Origin of the sequence: Silvimonas terrae, from assembly GCF_014202765.1 — a bacterium.
GTDB lineage: Bacteria > Pseudomonadota > Gammaproteobacteria > Burkholderiales > Chitinibacteraceae > Silvimonas > Silvimonas terrae.
This window is the reverse complement of sequence record NZ_JACHHN010000011.1, coordinates 108,882-123,375: the sequence shown is the minus strand read 5'-3', so window position 1 is coordinate 123,375 and position 14,494 is coordinate 108,882. Positions and strand designations below refer to the sequence as shown.

Sequence of the window (14,494 nt, the reverse complement as noted above, 5' to 3'; positions counted from 1 at the left end):
TCAACGTGCAGCGGCGGCGTACTTGCCATCGACGTAGGGTGTGTAGCTGGGTTGCACGCTATCCACCTTGCCTTGCTGCTTGAGAAAACCGGAAGTCTGGGCGATGGCGTTGGCAATCTGCGGGCCCAGCAACTTGCTTTGCTCAGCAGCATTGGGGTAGCCGTTGCCTTGCAAAAGACCGGCCACTTCTTCTGGTTTGGCGCCAGTCAGACGTGCCACTTTTTCCACGTTGGCCGCATTGGCCAGCCACGCTTTGGGATCAGCGTTGTAATCGGCATACGCCTTGAGGGTGGTGCGGGCAAAGGCGGCCACAAAGTCCGGGTGCTTTTCGGCAAAGTCTTTGCGTACAATCCAGGCGTCAAACGTCGGCGAGCCCCATTGCGCCACTTCGGTCGAGCTCACCAGCACCTTGCCGGATTCCTTGGCCTTGCCCAGTGCCGGGTCCCACACGTAGGCGGCGTCAATATCGCCCCGTTGCCAGGCCGCCGTGATTTCAGACGGACGCAGATTCAGAATCTGCACTTTGGCTGGATCAATCTGCCAGTGCTTGAGCGCAGCCAGCAGGCTGTAATGGGTGGTTGAAACAAACGGCACGGCAATTTTCTTGCCCACCAGGTCTTGCGGTTTGCTGATATTGGCGCCATTGCGCACCACCAGCGCCTCGGCCGACCCAATCTGGATGGCGATCAGGAATGTCTGGATTGGCAAGCCACGGCTGGCAGCGGCAGCCAGGGGGCTGGAGCCGACATAACCCACTTGCACATCACCCGATGCGACAGCGGCCAGCACTTCTGCCCCGCTTTCAAACTTGCGCCAGTTGATCTTGCTGTTGGTGGCTTTTTCGTAAAGGCCATCGGCCTGCGCCACTTTGGCGGGCTCTACGGTGGTTTGATACGCCACGGTGACTTCTTCTGCCTGCGCAGCAGCGGCGAAACCCGCCAGCGCCAGTGCGGGCACCAGCCATTTGAATACGTGCAGCTTGCTCATTCGTTTCTCCTTGTGGGTATAGCTGTGTGATTGCCTGTGCAGAATCTAACAAACGCTTTTATAAACAAAAAGGAATATGAAGCTATGTTTATATATTATTTACAAATATAAGAACCAATCGCGCTATGATATTTGTTTTCGGCAATAAAAAACGGCCTTCCCGTCAGGGAAAGCCGTTGTCATTGAAGCAGCCGGGATGTCGGCGTGGCCGCACTTAGTTGGTAGCGGTCTTGCCGTATTTGGGCGAACGCGGTCCGTACAGCAAACCGCCGGGCTGGCCTGCGGACAACAAGCGCCAACTAGTAATGCCTGCAATGGCGTGGCTCTTGTCACTAAGGTTGTTGATCAACTGGTTCACCACGGCGGTCACCAGCATGCCAATCAAACCACCACCAGAACTGTTCTGGTTTTCTGCGCTGGACGCAAATGCATGACCGGTCCACAGGATTTTGCCGGTACGCAGGTCAACCAGTTTGGCATTGGCTTCCACGTTCACCACGCTATCCACCACGCGATAACTGACGCCATATTGCGATACGCTGATGTACAAACCGGCATCCGCACCAAAAATGCTGCGCAGCTTGTCGACCGGCACCGCCTGGATTTCATCGGCCGTGGTCAAACCGTTCTGCTTGAAGGTTTCATCGGCCACCGCCACCGGCACCACGTAATAGCCAGATTCAGCCAGCGGCATGGTCACCAGCGACAGCACACTATAAGAGGCCATGATATCCGGCGAGGTATTCACTGGCGGCAGAACCAGAATCGAAGCGGGATGGCTTTCCCGAAAGGCCGTGTAGTCCACAGCCGGGCCACGCTGGGCACAACCCGTCGCCAGCATGGTCAGTGCAGCGATAGCGGCAATCAGGCGCAAAGGTTTAAACATCATTTTTTGGCCACCTGTTGCTGTTGTTTACGTAGCAAAAAATCCATATATGCCGCAGATTCCGGGTAAAGCTGTTTTTCGGTCGCAAACTCGCGCGCGACTTCATCCTCCTTACCCTGGCGGGCATACAACAAACCCAATTGGGCATGTAGCCCCGGCGGGCACGCTTTGCCCTTGCCTTGCATCTGCTGCAAATCGGCTTGCAACAGATCAATCTGCTGCTGCTCGTTCAGGTTTTCGCCCTTGAAATACGTGTAGAGGGAGTCCTGGTAATGCCCCCAGCCGTACAACTGTTGCGGCTGATTGGCACAACCGGTCAATGCCGCAGCCAGCACCAGGCCAGCCCAACCCATCCGGGTACGGGAAACAAAATTCATGATGGCCTCAGAGGTTAGTGCGCAGCCGGTTGCCAGGCGCCGCTGTTGATACCGCCGACGAGGTTGTCGACAGCCTGGCGAATGGCCAGATCCAGCACCTTGCCATTGAGCGTGGAGTCATAGCTGGCGGTGCCGCCAAAACCCAATACTTCGCGGTTATCCAGCGCGTACTCCCCTGCGCCCTGCGCGGAATACACCACTTCAGAGGTACGGGTATTCACGATATTGAGGGCCACTTTGGCGTAGGCCACTTGCGACTTGCCCCGGCCCAGCAGGCCAAAGAGCTGCATGTCGCCTGTTTCCTTGCGACCAAACTCGGTCACATCCCCCGTGACCACGTAATCCGCACCCTTCAAGTCTTGCGCTTTGCCCTGGATGGCGGCTTCTTGCTTGATCTCGGCCATGTTGTCACGGTCAAGCACATTGAAGCGGCCGGTCTGTTGCAGATGCGTGATCAAGATGGTCTTGGCCTGGCTGCCCAGACGGTCCACGTTGTCAGAGAAAATGCCGCGCATATAGCTGGAGCGGTTATCAAACTTGCCCACAGCGATGGGCGAACGCGCACCCTGCCAGGCAACGCTGGCAGCGGCCGTTTGCGGTACTGCAATACTGCGGGAGGATTCGGTCGCGCAGCCGGCAAGCAAAGCGGCGGCGATCAGTGCGGGGAGAACCAGCTTGTTATTCATGTTGCAAGGCCCAAAACAAAACAGAATTAAAGAATTAAATAAATCAACAGGAGCCGCTGACGCGATTATCAATAATGACCACGCGTGATGCGCAAAGCCTGAAAGAAACGGTAAGCGTGTGCGGAGCGCGAGTATGACAGTATTTTCTAATGTATCAAACCAGAAGTGATCGGGGAAACTTGATTCCAATCAGTAAATCTAGCCTGCCGCCCCAACCTCACCCTTCCTGCGCGCGCTCTACTTGTAAGATTTTTTGTAAGATTAGTCGCAATATGCGCCGGTGACAGGCAGAGAAAAGCCCGCGCTGACAAACAGGCGCGGGCTTTGGCGTGGACCCTCTCCGGCCAGTCATGCAGGCCGGCTTAATTCACGCGCGGGCCAGATGGACAGCCCGCTCCACTTTTTCAAACAACCCCATGCGGTTCAGGATCAAGGTGGCAATCAGCCCGCTGGCCGCGGCAAAGGTCAGCCATACCCCTGGCATGGCTTTGTTACCGGTAGCCTGGATCAGCCAGGTCGATACCGCTGGTGTGAACCCGCCGAACAGTGCCGTGGCCAGGCTGTACGCCATAGAGAAGCCCGTGGTCCGCACATGTACCGGCATGATCTCGATCAACGAAACCACCATGGCACCGTTGTAGCTGGCGTAGATGAAGGAGAGCCACAGTTCCACCAGCAACAAATGGCCAAAGGACGGCGCAGTAACCAGCCAGGCCAGCGCCGGGTAGGCGGTCACCAGGCTGAGCGTGGTAAAGGTTAACAGCAGCGGGCGACGACCAATGCGGTCCGACAAGGCCCCCATGACCGGCAACCAGAACAGGTTGGAGATACCCACGCAGACCGTGACGATGAGCGCGTCCGAGTCTGACAAATGCAATTCATGCTTGCCAAACGTGGGGGTGTACGCCGTGATCATGTAGAACGACACCGTGGTCATGACCACCAGCAACGTGCCCAGGATCACGATGCCCCAGTTCTTGATGATGGAGTCCACAATCTCTTTGGGCGAGGGGCGATGCTTGCGCTTTTCAAACTCTTCCGTCTCTTGCAAAGAGCGGCGGATGATGAACAAGAACGGCACGATCAGACAGCCCACAACAAACGGCACGCGCCAACCCCAATCGTCCATCTGCCCGTGGGAGAGGTTGGAAGCCAGCAATACACCCAGCACGGCGGCAAAGACCACGGCCACTTGCTGGCTGGCCGATTGCCAACTGACATAAAAACCCTTGTTACCCGGGCTGGCAATTTCCGCCAGGTACACCGACACCCCACCCAGTTCCACACCGGCAGAGAAACCCTGCAGCAAGCGCCCCGCCACCACCAGCAGCGGTGCGGCCAGACCAATGCTGTTGTAGCCCGGCACACAGGCAATCAACAGCGTGCCACAGGCCATCAGCGCCAGCGTGACAATCAACCCGGCACGGCGGCCGTGGCGGTCAATATAAGAGCCAAGCATGATGGCCCCCAACGGGCGCATTAAAAAGCCCGCCCCAAAAGTCACCAGCGCCAGCATCAGCGAGAGGAATTCATTACCACTGGGGAAAAACGTTTTGGCAATGGCGCTGGCGTAATAGCCGTACACCATGAAGTCGTACATTTCCAGGAAGTTGCCGCTGACAACACGGAACACAGCACTGGCCGGCGATTGCGCCGGGCGGGTATCTGAAGTCATTGCGACCTGACCTTTTACATGAATGGTCTGTCTGATTATCCAGAGCTTGTAGTCGGCGCGCCGTAACTACTTTCTCCAACCAGGCTTTCAGAAAAAGCCGTCAACCAATTTTCAACATCATGTTTTTTAAAGATTTTGTTGTCATACAGTCCATTGACAGGATTCCCCGCCTTCACCGTTCATCCAGTTTTTTTATTTATGCGTTGCACATTTATATTGTGCACAATATTATTTTGAGCAAGAACACAGCAACAACCAACAACCTCAACAAGGAGCAACATCATGACTATTCTGTATCGCACCAAGGCAACCACCCACGGCGGCCGCAACGGCCATGTCGCCACTGCAGATGGCGTATTTACCGCAGATCTGGCCTTGCCGCGTGAGCTGGGCGGCAGCGGCAAGGCTGGCACCAATCCGGAACAACTGTTTGCCTCCGGTTATGCCGCGTGTTTTGAGAGCGCCATGCTGTTTGTGGCCGGCCAGGCCAAGATCAAACTGGGCGAAACCCAGGTACAGGCCGAAGTGGGTATCGGCCCGCGTGAAGACGGTGGCTTCAAGCTGGAAGTCGCCCTGACCGCCACCATCAAGGGTGTGGATCAAGCTACCGCAGAAGAGATCGTGGCCAAAGCCCACCAGGTTTGCCCGTATTCGCACGCCACTCGCGGCAATATCAAGGTCGATGTCACCGCCATCGCCGCCTGATCCAGCGGCATAACGATGGCATGGGCTGCGGCTCATGCTATCGTTACGGCGCTTTTCTCTTTACCGGACCGCCATGTCAGACCTGCTTAAACTCGACCAGCAACTGTGTTTTCCGCTCTATGCGGCCAGCAACCTGATGACGCGGTTGTATCGGCCGTTACTGGAAGACCTGGATCTGACCTACCCGCAATATCTGGTCATGCTGGCCCTGTGGGAAACCGCACCGCGCAGTGTGGGCGATCTGGGCAAGCAATTGTTTCTGGATACCGGCACGCTCACGCCACTACTCAAGCGCCTGCAGACGCGCGGCTTGATCAGCCGGCAGCGTGATCCGGGCGATGAACGCCGGGTGGTGGTCGATCTGACCGCTGAAGGTAAGGCCCTCAAAGAGAAGGCCGAGGCAGTCCCGCGTGGCTTGCTCTGCGCCCTGCCCTTGCCGCTGGAAGACGTGGTTGATATCCGCGACCGCTTGCAGCATTTTCTGCACTTGCTGGCCAGCGCGGACCCGCGCAATCAAGGTTAACGATTGATGATTCTTGCCGGATTTCCATTGCCTGCGCACGACGCGGCAGGCCTGCCGCTGGGCCAGGGTTCCCTGGTACGCATTCTCTCGGTTCATTCCTGCATCAGTGAACTGGCGCAGGACGATATTTCCCGTTTGCAGGGACTGGTCGGCCACTTCAGGAAGATCGTCGCCTTTGATGCATTTGGCTTTGCCTGGCTCTCGTTTGACCCCCACGAGCAGCGGTCCGATTTTTGCGTGTTCCCGCAAGAACTGGCGCTGCCTTAACAAGCCGCTCCGGGCCGCCTCTCAGCCGTAAATAGCCAGGGAAATCACCTTGCGCCGTGGCGCAAAATACCAGATCGCCGCAATGATCTGCAGACCCAGCAAAATGCCCCAGGCGGTCAGATGCGCCAGCGCCGGGTAGTGGCCATTCACCACTGGCCAGAAATCAAGTACGGTTCCCACCGCCACCTGGCCAATAAAGATCAGCACAAAAATCACCAGGGTCAGGCTGGTATTCACCCGGCCAATCAGGTTGAGCGGGAAATGCTCCACCAGCACGGCGTAACTGAGAATGCCGCAGCCGCCAAACAGCCCATAACCGGTCCACAATACCCAGGCCGGCACCGGCACTTGCGCCATGATCAACGCCTGAATCACCACAAACACCAGCATGCCCAGACCGCTGAAGGTTCTTACGCTGACCCCCCGGTGTTCCAGCGAACGGGCCAGAAAACCAAAACCCACGCTGCCCACCACCATGGCGACCCCCAGGATAGAGATCACCTGACCGGCTTGCCGGGCCGATAGGCCATTGACGTCACGCAGCCACGGCGCCATCCACAACGATTGCATGGTGTAAAACACGGCCTGGGTCAGGGAAGAAAACGCCGCAATCCGCCAGAACACGCCGCTGCGCAATACTTGCCAGGTGCCTGCCAATTGGGTCCGGAAATCAGACCGGGTCGAAACCTCTTTGCTGGAAGGCACACCAAACCAGATCGCCAGCGCCACGGCCACAGAAAACGCCGACAAACCCAGACACACGCTACGCCAGTCGGTTTTGTCCAGCAGCCACAGCAGTGGCGTGCCCATCGCCACGCCACCCAAGCCACCCACGGCCATGGTCAAGCCGTTGACTAGCGGCAGGCGTTTTACCTCGTACCACTGCGCCAGCGCTTTGAACGCGGCCCCCAGGCACGCCGACAAACCCACGCCAATCAGCAAACGACCGACCATCAAACCGGCTTTGCCATGCGCCAGCCCGAACACGGCCGAGCCCGTCGCCGCCACCAGAATCAGGATGGCGGTCACCCGGCGCGAGCCAAAGCGATCCAGCAAAATGCCCACCGGCAACTGCGCGCTGGCAAAGCCCAGAAAATACAAACTGGTCAAAAGCCCCAGATCCGCGCCGGACAAGCCCATTTCATGCGTCAGATACGGCGCAAAGCCAAGGTTCACGCCGCGATAGACGTAAGAAACAAAATAGCCCAGGGCAAACAGGACAAACACACGCAAGGCGGCAGACATAAGCAGATCCGGCAAATACTCAACAGAGCCGTATTGTCCCGTTTATCTGGCGACAATGCGAACGAAAGCTTTCAACGCGCATTGTGAGTAAAATTTGCTGGCATGAACCCCAAAATCCCGCCCTTGCCTGCTTTGCGTGCACTGGAAACCGCGGCGCGGCTGCGCAGTTTTACCCGCGCCGCCCAGGAACTCAACGTGACGCACAGCGCCGTCAGCCATCATTTACGCGCGCTGGAGGACTCTCTGGGCACCGTGCTGTTCAACCGCTCCGGCCCGCGCATGATCCCGACCCCGGCCTGCGAGCGGCTGGCGGCCAGCGTACGCAAATCACTGGAAGAACTCGCGGACGCTCTGGCGCAAGCGCGCGCGCAGGGTTCCGGCGTCACCTATTTGCAGGTCAGCGTGATGGCCGATTTTGCCAGTGCCTGGCTGATACGCCGGTTAGCCTTGTTTGCTGAGCAGCACCCGGATATCGAATTGATGCTGCGCATTCATTACCAGCTGGAACCGCCCGACCCGGATAGCGTGGACATCGGCATCTGGCACCGGCGCATCAATCGCAAGGGGTATCTGTGCCGCAAATTGCTGGATGACCGGGTGATTGCGGTGGCAAGCCCGCAATTGCTGGCCCGCTACCCAGGTTATACGCTGGCCGATGTGCCGCGCATGCCCATGTTGCGCTGGACCATGCGTTCCTGGCGGGACTGGCTGACTGCCGCCGGCTTGCCGCCCGATGAGCCGGAACGCGGGCCGGTGTTTGATGACCCTGGCATCATGTTGCAAGCCGCTGTGGCCGGCCAGGGCCTGGCCACCGCACGCTGGCAAATGGCGCGACATGATCTGGAGGCCGGCAATCTGGTGCAGATTGGAGAGATCTCAATCCCCGCCAGCATGGAGTACTTTGTGGCCTGGCGCGAAAACCATGTACGTGAAGCGGCGATCCTGCGGTTTTATGAATGGTTGCAAAGCGAGCTACAAGCCACCGCCGTGGCCTGAGCAAACCTTAACCAGGCAGCGCGTTGATGGTGACCCACGGTGCGGGCCGGGAGAACGGGGTATCGGTGAGCAAGGCTTCTACCGCATCCAGAAAATGGCGGCTCTTGGCCGGCATCAGGCTGCGTGCCGGCAACAAGGCATAGATGCGCAACGGATTGGGTTCATAGCCTGGCAACAACGGCACAAGGCGCCCGGCATCGCACTCATCTTCACAAAAACTGCGGGCCAGCACGGTTGCGCCCAGACCAGAGACGGCAGCACGCACCCGCAACCAGGCATTGGCCGTGCGCAAACGCGGATGCAACGGCACCACCACCGATTCATGTTCTTCTGTGCTGGAGAATGTCCATTCGCTTTCATACGGCGCGGCAATCAGCGGCCAGTGCGCCAGATCCGCCGGCGTGCGCGGCAACCCGTGGCGGGCGACCAGTTCCGGCGAGGCAAACAAGCTGCGCGATGTATCAAACACGCGCCGCGCCACCTGGCGTGAATCTGGCAAAGGCAAGGCGGTCACGACAAAAGCGATGTCATAACCATCGGCCAGCGGGTCAACAATGCCGGAAACGACATCCACCTCAATCGACAGTTTGGGATGACGCAGCATCATCTCGGTGATCACGTCACCCAGTTGCATGCTGCCAAATTCGTAAGTGGCGGCAATGCGTAACACGCCACTTAGCGAGGCATCACCCGCATCGACGTGGTCGGCAATATCTTCCAGCCGCTCGAACAACGGGCCGATCTCTTGCATCAGCCGCTCGCCGTCTTCGGTCAGGCGCATGCGGCGGGTGCTGCGTTCCAGCAAACGCACGCCAAGGCGCTGTTCCAGTCTGGCCACGGCCATGCTGACTGTCGACTTGGGAACATCCATGCGTTCTGCCGCACGGGTAAACCCACCCAGTCTGGCCACGCTCACAAAGCAGTGCCAGTCATTCCAGTCGTTTGTTCTCATGGTTGGACAATATATCCATTATTGGGTGGTTTATCCAGGGTAAGATTGGCCTTATTATTTGCCTTTGCAGACAATCAACCGACATTACCGCGCGGAGCACGAACAATACCTTTGGCATAACGGCGAGCGCCCGCTGTTCTGGTCCGGTCGCCTGAAAAAGCGTGGCGCACCAACCGGGCCAAGCACTCAGCAACTGTTCAATAGTCGGGACAAACCCCCGGCTTTCAAGAGCACACAAGCACAAACAAAACGGCGCCCCAACCCCGGCGTTGACGGCAATGCAAGGGGATACACGAAGCTTCAGCAAGCCAGGCCGATAAAGAGAACAGCAAGCGCCTGAATAACAGCAAGACCCTGCGTTTCCAGCGCCCGCAATCCCCCTGAGTCAAGATGTGTTACGGGGGCTTGCGGGTATTTTTTTGTCTGCATCCAGGTCAAAACCACGCAGGACGCTCGCCGGGCAAGCCGCGTATTGCGCCACCTGCGTACTCAGCCAGCCGGAAAAATCCTTGAGTTTGCGCGTACCGTCAGTCCGCCCAGGCCAGGCCAGCCAGTAACCCCGGTTGGGATAGGGCACGACCAGATCGGTCAGTTGCACCAACTCGCCACGCTGCAATAGCCCCGCAACCAAAGACAGGCGGGTCATGGCCACGCCCTGCTCCAGTTTGACCGCCTCGATCAACAGGTTGGAATCATTGCAATGCAGGCCGTCGGGCTCGGCCGCACCGATCCCCGCAGCCTGAAACCATGGTCGCCAGTTTTCGACAGAGCGCAAAATGGTGCTACCCAGAATGGCCTGAGGCGTCTGCGGCAAGTCTCCGCCATTGAAATTGGGCGCGGCCACCGCCACCAGGTGATCCTTGAAGAGGAATTCCTGCTTGAGGTCAGGCCACTGACCATTACCCATGCGGATAGCGACATCGATCAAACCACCGCGCAGATCATCCACCGCCAGATTGGCCCGCAGGCGCACGCGATATTCCGGAAACCGCGCCTGAAAATCCGGCAAGCGCGGCAGCAGCCAGTGCGAGGCAAACGCCGGGATCACGGCAATAACCAACTCATTGGGGCGCGGGCCGGCTTGCACCCATTGCGTGGCCTCGTCGATTTCGGCCAGCGCATTGCGCACTTGCATGGCATAGACGCGGCCTTCGTCATTCAGCGTCAGCCGCTTGCCCTGGCGCGTGAACAGCGGCACGCCCAGAAAATCTTCCAGCGCGCGTAGCTGATGGCTGACCGCGCCGTGTGTCACACACAATTCGTCTGCCGCCTGCACCACAGAACCCAGGCGGGATACAGCTTCAAACGCCCGCAGTGCGGGCAATGGCGGCGATTGGGGCATGGTGCTCACATGTTAGTTTTGCTCACATAAACATCGAAAATATATCGATTTTTATGCCAACGTGCTGCGGATATAGTGACCTCCATGAAACCAATGCCTTTCCTGGAGGCCAGACATGGTGAGCGATACCCGACTGATCCTGCAAAACGGCGCCCTGATGCAGCTTGAACTGCGCAAGGGCTACCGCATCCATTGCGACGAGGGCGAGGCCTGGATTACCGTCACCGGCATCTCACGCGATTTTGTGCTGGCCGGCCACGAATCGCTGGAATTGCCGCCTGGCCGCGCACTGGTCGAGGGCCATGGCACGCTGCGGGTGATCCGCAACCGCCCGCTGCCCCTGCTGGCTACACTGTGGAGCATACGGCAGCTATCACGCCTGGCGCGTCGCTTGCGGCGAGCCCACAGCACGGCCCCGGTCGCGGCTTTGCATTAACCCACGGAGGATGTCCCACTAATGCTTACGCTTTACATCGGCAACAAAAATTACTCGTCCTGGTCGCTGCGCCCCTGGATTTTGCTCACACACCTGGGCGTAACGTTTCTGGAAGTCCCAGTCCAGGTCTGTGGTCGCGGCCCGAACGACACGCACCGCCCGTATTCCGACAATGGCCTGGTGCCCGCGTTGCATGATGGCGATATCCAGGTTTCAGAGAGTCTGGCCATTTGCGAATACGTGGCCGAGCAGTACCCGCAAGCGTGGCCGGCAGACCGGCACGCCCGCGCCGTTGCACGCAGTGTCGCCAGTGAGATGCATGCCGGTTTTGGCAGTTTGCGTGGTGCCATGCCCATGAATGTGAAAGCCCGCGCCCACGGTGGGCCACTGCCTGCGGCGGTCAAGGCGGACGTCGCCCGGATTTGTGAAATCTGGGAAGACTGCCGTAGCCGCTTTGCCGGCAACAAAGGCCCGTATTTGTTTGGCGATTTCAGTGTGGCCGATGCCATGTTTGCCCCGGTGGTGTGGCGTTTCTTTTGCTACAACGTGGACCTGCCGCCCCGTGCTGCGGCCTACCGCGACGCCATGCTGGACCACCCGGCCATGCAAGCCTGGGAGCGCGGCGCGCTGGAAGAAACCATTCATGTCGCACAAAGCGATGCCGCCCTGGCGCAATGGGGCGGCCCGCGTGAAGGTAATTACCTGGTACTGGCCGCAGCCTGAACACCGCCCAGGCGCATCCAGCGTCAGGCAATACTGCGGCACCGCCCCCTGTTTCAGGAGCACAGAAAAATTTGTAGCTACCCCGTTGACATAAACCGCCGTTGCCCGGCACGATAAAAAACATGACTACATTGATCGCCCTCAATCGACGCAACGCGGCCGCCCGAGCCTCCTCGGCCGGCCGTGGCGCGTTGCCATGGGCGAGTCGGATAGCCAGAGCGGTCTAGCACCGCCAACGCCATCACCGACTAGACCAGATCAACGGGCCGCGAGCTGAACAACTCGCGGCCCGTTTTGTTTTGCACTTGCCCACGGAGAAAATGATGCCCAGCCTGTACCGCAACACGTCGTACCTGATGCCCATTACCGAACGCCCACCCGTGATGTTTGTGCGCGGCGCCGGCTCGTATCTGTACGACGAAACCGGCCTTGCCTATCTGGACTGGCTGCAAGGCTGGGCGGTCAATTGCCTGGGCCACGCGCCAGACATCATTGTGGCCGCGCTGGCCCGCCAGGCCAGCACGCTGATCACCGCCAGCCCGGCGTTCCACAACCTGCCCGCCATTGAACTGGCAACCCAACTGGTCCGGCACAGCGTGCTTGATCAAGTATTCCTGGCCAACACCGGCGCAGAAGCCAATGAGGGCGCGGTGAAACTGGCGCGCAAATGGGGGCAATTGCATAAGGACGGCGCGTTTGAGGTGATCAGCTTTGACAAAGCTTTTCATGGCCGCACCATCGCCATGATGTCGGCCTCTGGCAAGCCAGGCTGGGACACGTATTTTCCGCCGCAGGTGCCGGGTTTTCCGAAGGCGCAATTGAATGACCTGGAGAGCGTCAAGGCGCTGATTGGTCCGCAGACCGTCGCCATCATGCTCGAACCCATTCAGGGTGAAGGCGGCGTCAACCCGGCCTCTGTCGCCTTTATGCGCGGCCTGCGTGCCCTGTGCGACGAACACAAACTGCTGCTGATCCTGGATGAAATCCAGACCGGCTGCGGCCGCACCGGCACCTTGTTTGCCTACGAACAATATGGTGTCGAGCCGGATATCATGACGCTGGGTAAAGGCCTGGGCGGTGGCGTACCGATTTCTGCGCTGCTGGCCAAGCAACATTGCAGCGTATTCCAGCATGGCGACCAAGGCGGTACGTTCTGCGGCAACCCGCTCACCGCAGCGGTGGGCAGTGCAGTAGTCAATGCGTTGCTGGCACCGGGTTTTCTGGAAAACGTGGAACTGCGCGGACAGCAATTGCAAGATGGCCTGACCCAGATCAGCTACGACCTGGGCCTTGGCGAAGTACGCGGCACCGGCTTGCTGCTGGCGCTGGAACTCGGCGCCCCGATCGGCGCCGCAGTGGTCGACGCCGCGCGCCGCAATGGCTTGCTGGTCAATGCCCCACGCCCGCACAACCTGCGTTTTATGCCAGCGCTCAACAGCACCGAGCAGGAAATCCGCGATGGCTTGCGGTTATTGCGGCAAACACTGGAACACGTGCTGTGCGGCCAGCAAACTGCAAACGTCTAGCCAGGTGGGTTGTGGCAGGCTGATCCGGCCTGCCACACCGTCAGACGAGGCCGCGCTGTGCCAGTTCGCTCTTGATATACGCGTAGAACACCGGCGCGGCGGCCAGCCCGGCAATGCCGAACATGGTTTCCAGCAACAGCATGGCCAGCAGTAATTCCCACGCGCTGGCATGAATGCGACTGCCCACAATGCGCGCATTCAGGAAGTACTCCAGCTTGTGGATGATAATCAGGAACACCAGCGAACCAATGGCAATCGGCAACGAGTGCGACAGACTGACCACAAAGATCACCGTGTTGGACACCAGATTACCAATCACCGGCAACAGCCCGACGATGAACGCCACCAACACCATGGTCTTGGTCAGCGGCAGATGCACGCCAAACAGCGGCAACACCACCATCAGATACAGCGCCGTAAAAAACGTGTTCAGGGCCGAGATACGAATCTGCGCCACCACCACCTGGCGGAAGGAACACATGAAACGGCGGGTTCTGCAGCGCAAGGCGGCGGCCAGCGGCTTGCTGTTTTCTTCCGGCATGATGTCGTTGATCGCCACCAGCGCCCCAATCACCAGACCAATCAGCGCATGCACAAATACTTTGCCGGCCTGCGCACCAAACAACCGCATTTCAGTCGAATGAGTACGCAGCCAGTCTACTGTCATCTGCCGCGCTTCTTCCGCGTTAGAGGGTAAGTAGTTAGCGAGGCTATCGGGCAAGGTGTTGGATGCGTCATCCAGAATCTGTGCCATTTTCTGGAACAACGCAGATAGCCCGGTTTCACTGCGCACAAAGGCCGAAGCCGCCAGAGACAGCCCAACCATGGCGGCAATGACAATGGCGGCCAGCAGCAATGCCGCCAGCAAACGCCCGCGTGAGCCGCTTGCCAATCGTGACAAGAGCGGCGCAAAGGCGTGGATGAGCATGAACGTGATCATCCCGGCAAACAGCGCCGGAATGAGGTTAAGCAGCAATGAGGCAATGATGAACGCCCCGATGATCAGCAAGGAAGCAATATCAATCTTGCTGCCATACAAGGGCTTGGCGGCTTCTGACATGGTGCGTTGACTCTGTTTGTGGTCGGCAAAACACGGATCGCCGTGCTTCATCACTGTAGCCTGATATAGCTTTAATATGGAGCAAACGGACGATTTCAAGAGCCGCTT

Annotated in this window: 16 protein-coding genes; 7 read left to right on the top strand and 9 right to left on the bottom strand. The window is 58.7% G+C overall.

Features of this window, described 5'->3' with window-relative positions:
* From tauA to HNQ50_RS20670, 5 genes are all read right to left on the bottom strand, one after another.
* Entirely contained in the window at positions 1-987 is a 987-nt protein-coding gene (gene tauA / locus HNQ50_RS20690) for a taurine ABC transporter substrate-binding protein (protein WP_184103126.1), read from the bottom strand.
* A 214-nt stretch (positions 988-1,201) separates the two neighbouring features.
* On the bottom strand, positions 1,202-1,876 hold the full coding sequence (locus HNQ50_RS20685; protein WP_184103125.1) for a DUF799 domain-containing protein: 675 nt from the start codon (positions 1,874-1,876) through the stop codon (positions 1,202-1,204).
* Positions 1,873-2,250, bottom strand: a complete 378-nt coding sequence (locus HNQ50_RS20680) for a DUF4810 domain-containing protein (RefSeq protein WP_184103124.1) — start codon at positions 2,248-2,250, stop codon at positions 1,873-1,875. The genes HNQ50_RS20685 and HNQ50_RS20680 overlap by 4 nt, the downstream gene beginning before the upstream one ends.
* 14 nt (positions 2,251-2,264) lie before the next feature.
* Complete coding sequence (locus HNQ50_RS20675; RefSeq protein ID WP_184103123.1) at positions 2,265-2,936, bottom strand: CsgG/HfaB family protein; 672 nt, start codon at positions 2,934-2,936, stop codon at positions 2,265-2,267.
* Positions 2,937-3,303: 367 nt separating this feature from the next.
* Positions 3,304-4,611, bottom strand: a complete 1,308-nt coding sequence (locus HNQ50_RS20670) for an MFS transporter (RefSeq protein WP_184103122.1) — start codon at positions 4,609-4,611, stop codon at positions 3,304-3,306.
* 282 nt (positions 4,612-4,893) lie between these two features.
* On the opposite strand from HNQ50_RS20670, the gene HNQ50_RS20665 reads away from it, so the two are divergent.
* The 3 genes from HNQ50_RS20665 to HNQ50_RS20655 all read left to right on the top strand — a co-directional run bounded on the left by HNQ50_RS20665 (position 4,894) and on the right by HNQ50_RS20655 (position 6,106).
* Positions 4,894-5,316 carry an organic hydroperoxide resistance protein gene (locus tag HNQ50_RS20665; protein WP_184103121.1) on the top strand — a complete coding sequence of 141 codons (423 nt, stop codon included), beginning with the start codon at positions 4,894-4,896 and terminating at the stop codon, positions 5,314-5,316.
* A gap of 73 nt (positions 5,317-5,389) precedes the next feature.
* Positions 5,390-5,839: a MarR family winged helix-turn-helix transcriptional regulator gene (locus tag HNQ50_RS20660; RefSeq protein WP_184103120.1), complete on the top strand. Its 450-nt coding sequence runs from the start codon at positions 5,390-5,392 to the stop codon at positions 5,837-5,839.
* A gap of 6 nt (positions 5,840-5,845) precedes the next feature.
* On the top strand, positions 5,846-6,106 hold the full coding sequence (locus HNQ50_RS20655; protein WP_184103119.1) for a hypothetical protein: 261 nt from the start codon (positions 5,846-5,848) through the stop codon (positions 6,104-6,106).
* Positions 6,107-6,127: 21 nt separating this feature from the next.
* On the opposite strand, the gene HNQ50_RS20650 is transcribed toward HNQ50_RS20655, so the two are convergent.
* Entirely contained in the window at positions 6,128-7,351 is a 1,224-nt protein-coding gene (locus tag HNQ50_RS20650; RefSeq protein ID WP_184103118.1) for an MFS transporter, read from the bottom strand.
* 102 nt (positions 7,352-7,453) lie between these two features.
* Between HNQ50_RS20650 and HNQ50_RS20645 the strand changes: the two genes are divergently transcribed.
* Positions 7,454-8,347: a LysR substrate-binding domain-containing protein gene (locus HNQ50_RS20645; protein WP_184103117.1), complete on the top strand. Its 894-nt coding sequence runs from the start codon at positions 7,454-7,456 to the stop codon at positions 8,345-8,347.
* A gap of 7 nt (positions 8,348-8,354) precedes the next feature.
* Here HNQ50_RS20645 and HNQ50_RS20640 read toward each other — a convergent pair whose 3' ends face one another.
* Both HNQ50_RS20640 and HNQ50_RS20635 read right to left on the bottom strand, forming a co-directional pair.
* On the bottom strand, positions 8,355-9,299 hold the full coding sequence (locus tag HNQ50_RS20640; RefSeq protein ID WP_184103116.1) for a LysR family transcriptional regulator: 945 nt from the start codon (positions 9,297-9,299) through the stop codon (positions 8,355-8,357).
* A gap of 385 nt (positions 9,300-9,684) precedes the next feature.
* Positions 9,685-10,641, bottom strand: a complete 957-nt coding sequence (locus tag HNQ50_RS20635) for a LysR substrate-binding domain-containing protein (protein ID WP_184103115.1) — start codon at positions 10,639-10,641, stop codon at positions 9,685-9,687.
* 115 nt (positions 10,642-10,756) lie between these two features.
* Between HNQ50_RS20635 and HNQ50_RS20630 the strand changes: the two genes are divergently transcribed.
* From HNQ50_RS20630 to HNQ50_RS20620, 3 genes are all read left to right on the top strand, one after another.
* Positions 10,757-11,077, top strand: coding sequence for a DUF2917 domain-containing protein (locus HNQ50_RS20630; RefSeq protein ID WP_184103114.1), 321 nt, complete (start codon positions 10,757-10,759; stop codon positions 11,075-11,077).
* A 21-nt stretch (positions 11,078-11,098) separates the two neighbouring features.
* Positions 11,099-11,800 (top strand): glutathione S-transferase, encoded by a 702-nt coding sequence (locus tag HNQ50_RS20625; RefSeq protein ID WP_184103113.1) that lies wholly within the window; start codon positions 11,099-11,101, stop codon positions 11,798-11,800.
* Between the two features lie 320 nt (positions 11,801-12,120).
* On the top strand, positions 12,121-13,326 hold the full coding sequence (locus tag HNQ50_RS20620; RefSeq protein WP_246428810.1) for an acetylornithine transaminase: 1,206 nt from the start codon (positions 12,121-12,123) through the stop codon (positions 13,324-13,326).
* A 40-nt stretch (positions 13,327-13,366) separates the two neighbouring features.
* Here the strand turns inward: HNQ50_RS20620 and HNQ50_RS20615 are convergent, their stop codons facing one another.
* A complete protein-coding gene (locus HNQ50_RS20615; RefSeq protein ID WP_221303296.1) occupies positions 13,367-14,437 on the bottom strand; it encodes an AI-2E family transporter in 1,071 nt (356 codons plus the stop codon).
* Positions 14,438-14,494: the final 57 nt, after the last annotated feature.

Excerpts from the sequence above, each read along its gene's own strand:
- tauA (WP_184103126.1), bottom strand. The coding sequence starts at position 987 with ATGAGCAAGCTGCACGTATTCAAATGGCTGGTGCCCGCACTGGCGCTG.
- HNQ50_RS20685 (WP_184103125.1), bottom strand. The coding sequence starts at position 1,876 with ATGATGTTTAAACCTTTGCGCCTGATTGCCGCTATCGCTGCACTGACC.
- HNQ50_RS20680 (WP_184103124.1), bottom strand. The coding sequence starts at position 2,250 with ATGAATTTTGTTTCCCGTACCCGGATGGGTTGGGCTGGCCTGGTGCTG.
- HNQ50_RS20675 (WP_184103123.1), bottom strand. The coding sequence starts at position 2,936 with ATGAATAACAAGCTGGTTCTCCCCGCACTGATCGCCGCCGCTTTGCTT.
- HNQ50_RS20670 (WP_184103122.1), bottom strand. The coding sequence starts at position 4,611 with ATGACTTCAGATACCCGCCCGGCGCAATCGCCGGCCAGTGCTGTGTTC.
- HNQ50_RS20665 (WP_184103121.1), top strand. The coding sequence starts at position 4,894 with ATGACTATTCTGTATCGCACCAAGGCAACCACCCACGGCGGCCGCAAC.
- HNQ50_RS20660 (WP_184103120.1), top strand. The coding sequence starts at position 5,390 with ATGTCAGACCTGCTTAAACTCGACCAGCAACTGTGTTTTCCGCTCTAT.
- HNQ50_RS20655 (WP_184103119.1), top strand. The coding sequence starts at position 5,846 with ATGATTCTTGCCGGATTTCCATTGCCTGCGCACGACGCGGCAGGCCTG.
- HNQ50_RS20650 (WP_184103118.1), bottom strand. The coding sequence starts at position 7,351 with ATGTCTGCCGCCTTGCGTGTGTTTGTCCTGTTTGCCCTGGGCTATTTT.
- HNQ50_RS20645 (WP_184103117.1), top strand. The coding sequence starts at position 7,454 with ATGAACCCCAAAATCCCGCCCTTGCCTGCTTTGCGTGCACTGGAAACC.
- HNQ50_RS20640 (WP_184103116.1), bottom strand. The coding sequence starts at position 9,299 with ATGAGAACAAACGACTGGAATGACTGGCACTGCTTTGTGAGCGTGGCC.
- HNQ50_RS20635 (WP_184103115.1), bottom strand. The coding sequence starts at position 10,641 with ATGCCCCAATCGCCGCCATTGCCCGCACTGCGGGCGTTTGAAGCTGTA.
- HNQ50_RS20630 (WP_184103114.1), top strand. The coding sequence starts at position 10,757 with ATGGTGAGCGATACCCGACTGATCCTGCAAAACGGCGCCCTGATGCAG.
- HNQ50_RS20625 (WP_184103113.1), top strand. The coding sequence starts at position 11,099 with ATGCTTACGCTTTACATCGGCAACAAAAATTACTCGTCCTGGTCGCTG.
- HNQ50_RS20620 (WP_246428810.1), top strand. The coding sequence starts at position 12,121 with ATGATGCCCAGCCTGTACCGCAACACGTCGTACCTGATGCCCATTACC.
- HNQ50_RS20615 (WP_221303296.1), bottom strand. The coding sequence starts at position 14,437 with ATGAAGCACGGCGATCCGTGTTTTGCCGACCACAAACAGAGTCAACGC.